Raw genomic sequence first — 2,991 nt, 5'->3', positions numbered from 1 at the left:
AAAGCCGTTAGGCTTTAAGAGGCAAACTGCTTTGCCTCTGTGCCCGAGCGAAAGCCGTGAGTATATGCGAGTCCGAAACCTGAGGATTTTAGTGACGAGCATACGAACGGCTGGTTTACCTTGAAGCAAACAAAGCTGAGTGAAACGAAGCAAGTTTGCGGTTTTGTTTAGTTAAAAAAGTTAAAGTAGTTGAGTGGTTAAGTAGTAAGTGCGCCTTGAAACAAATCCCTATCACACATACTCTTCTCCGCTTCCATAATCAATCACACCTTTGTTTATAAGGGCTTTTATCTCTTCGATAATTTTCTTTTGCGCTTTTTCTACGTCACTCTTTTTCATAGGTCCAAGCACTTCCATATCTTCTACAAACATCTCCGCGGCTCTTTTTGACATATTCGCCAAAAATTTATTTAGTATCTCTTCCGATGCACCTTTTAGAGCAACCAAAAGCTCATTTTTATCGACGTTTTTAAGAATCTCAATAATCGCTTTGTTATCCAATTTAACAATATCTTCAAATTTAAACATTCTCTCTTCTATATTTGTAGCAAGTATCTCGTTTTCTTTTTTGATATCGTCAAGTATTTCTTGCTGAGTCTCTTTTGGAAGAGCATTAACGATCTCGGCGGCAATATCTATACCGCTTAAAGTCTCTTCCTTACCAGCACCCATTGAGGCAAGTTCCTCTTCCAAAGTATGGGCTACCACTTTTAGGGTTTGATTTGATATCTTCTCGATGGAAGCTATTCTTTGTATAACTTCTTCTTGGACGTTTGTAACTCCCGCTCTTTTTGGAATATATTGCAAAATTTCGGCAGCTTTAGACGGATTGATTTGAGATAAAATCAAAGCGATAACTTGTGGATGTTCATCTTTGATGATTCCCGCAACGGCTTTTGGGTCCATTTTTTCCAACTCTTTAAAAATCTGTTTTCCCTCTTCGGAGCTAAAAGTCTCCTCTAACAATTTTTCTAATACATCGGGAGGAAGAGCCTGTTGTAAAATAGACTTCAAATGTTCTGGAGCAAGTTTTACAGGAGAAATCTCTTTTAAATAGTTATAAGCTTCATCTAAAACGGATTTTAACTGCTCTTTAGTGGGAGTTTCAATAGTTAAAAAAGCTTTAACAAGTCTTTCTATTTCATGTTCTTTTAAATTTTTAAAAATTTTAACGCTTTTATCCTCAGGAAGTGCTGATAAAAATATTGCGGCTTTTTGAATACCCTTTAAATTACTCTTTTTCTCTTCCACTCTAATCCTTTAAATTAAAAATTTTTTAGAAATATCAATATATTTTTTCGTAATTAAATTTGCTATATTAAAATTTGAGCCTGTTATTTTCCCCCTAATTAAAGTATGATCATGATTTTTTACGATTTCAACGGTCTCTATATCAATTTTTATTTTTATATTATTTGACAAGTGAGAAATTTCCAGTTCTTTAAAATTTAAACCCTCTATTTTTTTTGGCAAATAAAGTTTTAGTCCGGTTATAGAAATATCTTCTATATATGCTTTATTACAAATCTTTTTATTGTTGGCTAAAACATCAAAATACCCAAAATCACTAGGACACAATACAAATCTTTCGAAACTCCTTCTATCAAAAATATCCGTTTTTGACACTATTTTTGCAAAAATTTTATCACCTTTTATATCATTTACCTCAATTAAATAGATATTTTTTTTATCGCTATTTTTTTCTATAAGAAAAAATTGCGAACTTTTTTTTAAGATATCAATAACTTTTAACGGATTAATTCTATAAAAAATAATTTCGTTATTTTTTATATCTTCTATTTTCAAACTGAACAATAGATTAAATTCAACTTTTTTGCCACCATCTTCGCATTTTCTTTCAATCTTTATATAAGATTCATATCTGCTATCCTGTTTTAGTGACATAACTTATCCTAAATTTTTTGTCTCTTTTTCAATTGCTTCCAAACTATCTTTACATATTTTACCATTAATCTCAATATCATAAACACAATCTTTAACAAAATCTAACGAAGATTTTTGTTCGGATATTAATTTTGAGATATTTTTTGTTCCAACAACTACTTTTTCCAGATCATTTTCAATATTTTCAAATACATTCTTAGCCCTATCTATCTCTTTTTTTACAAGATACGATTCTTCGCTCTGTTTTTGAAGTTTCATGGTTAAAATTTTAATTGAGTCTGAGATGTGATTTACTATATCGGTAATTTCATCGGTAGTTTGAATTGTTTTATTTGCTAATGTTCTAACCTCATCCGCAACTACAGCAAAACCCTTACCATGTTCTCCCGCACGCGCGGCTTCTATTGCGGCATTTAAGGCTAAAAGATTTGTTTGATCTGATATTTCTTTAATATTTTTTACCATCTCTTCGATTTTAACAGACTCTTCCGCCAAGTTATTAGCATCTTTTTTTATCTCTACGATTTCATCGGCAAACACTTCTACGCTCTCCATCGTATCACTTATTATTTCAAAGCCTTCCTGAGCTTCTTTATCTACATTAACTATTGATCTATAAACTTTTTGCGTATTATATGTTATTCCAATAATTGATTTTGTAAGAAGCTCCACAGATAAAGCAAGCTCAAATATTTCTTCTTGAAGAAAATTATTGTTTTCTTTTGCTTCTATAAAAATTTTATTTATATTTTTAGAAAAATATTTTAACTTTTTTTGAATTTCATTAAATCTAAATTTAATATCATTATACTCATCAACAAATTTTGTCAAAACCAAATCAATATCTACGTTTTTTTCTTTATTTAGTAAATATAAAGACTCCTTTAAATTATCTTTAAATTTTTTAATATCTTTATAGATAAAAAAAGCAAACAAAAAAGAAACCAAAAAAATAGCAAAGGGTAATATAAAAAGAAAAAGATTTTTAATATTTTCGCAATTAGTTAATAAAAATGCAAAAGAGAATATCAATGATAAACCCGTTAAGCTAGTAACCCATAAAAATAAAGTTTTTTCTATTTTCAT

3 protein-coding genes are annotated in these 2,991 nt (G+C 29.9%); all 3 read right to left on the bottom strand.

The window, feature by feature from the left end:
* Positions 1 to 231: 231 nt before the first annotated feature.
* Positions 232 to 1,251 carry a flagellar motor switch protein FliG gene (gene fliG, locus AC30RD_RS07810; RefSeq protein ID WP_489493898.1) on the bottom strand — a complete coding sequence of 340 codons (1,020 nt, stop codon included), beginning with the start codon at positions 1,249 to 1,251 and terminating at the stop codon, positions 232 to 234.
* 9 nt (positions 1,252 to 1,260) lie between these two features.
* Positions 1,261 to 1,905 carry a hypothetical protein gene (locus tag AC30RD_RS07805; RefSeq protein WP_489493897.1) on the bottom strand — a complete coding sequence of 215 codons (645 nt, stop codon included), beginning with the start codon at positions 1,903 to 1,905 and terminating at the stop codon, positions 1,261 to 1,263.
* 3 nt (positions 1,906 to 1,908) lie between these two features.
* On the bottom strand, positions 1,909 to 2,991 hold a 1,083-nt coding region (locus AC30RD_RS07800), incomplete at its 5' end, for a methyl-accepting chemotaxis protein (RefSeq protein ID WP_489493896.1).

This window comes from Nitrosophilus sp. (assembly GCF_982775275.1).
The sequence above is the reverse complement of the archived record's forward strand: the minus strand, read 5'-3'. Positions and strand labels throughout refer to the sequence as shown.

Bases quoted from the DNA above. Each gene is read 5' to 3' on its own strand.
- AC30RD_RS07805 (WP_489493897.1), bottom strand. From the start codon at position 1,905: ATGTCACTAAAACAGGATAGCAGATATGAATCTTATATAAAGATTGAA.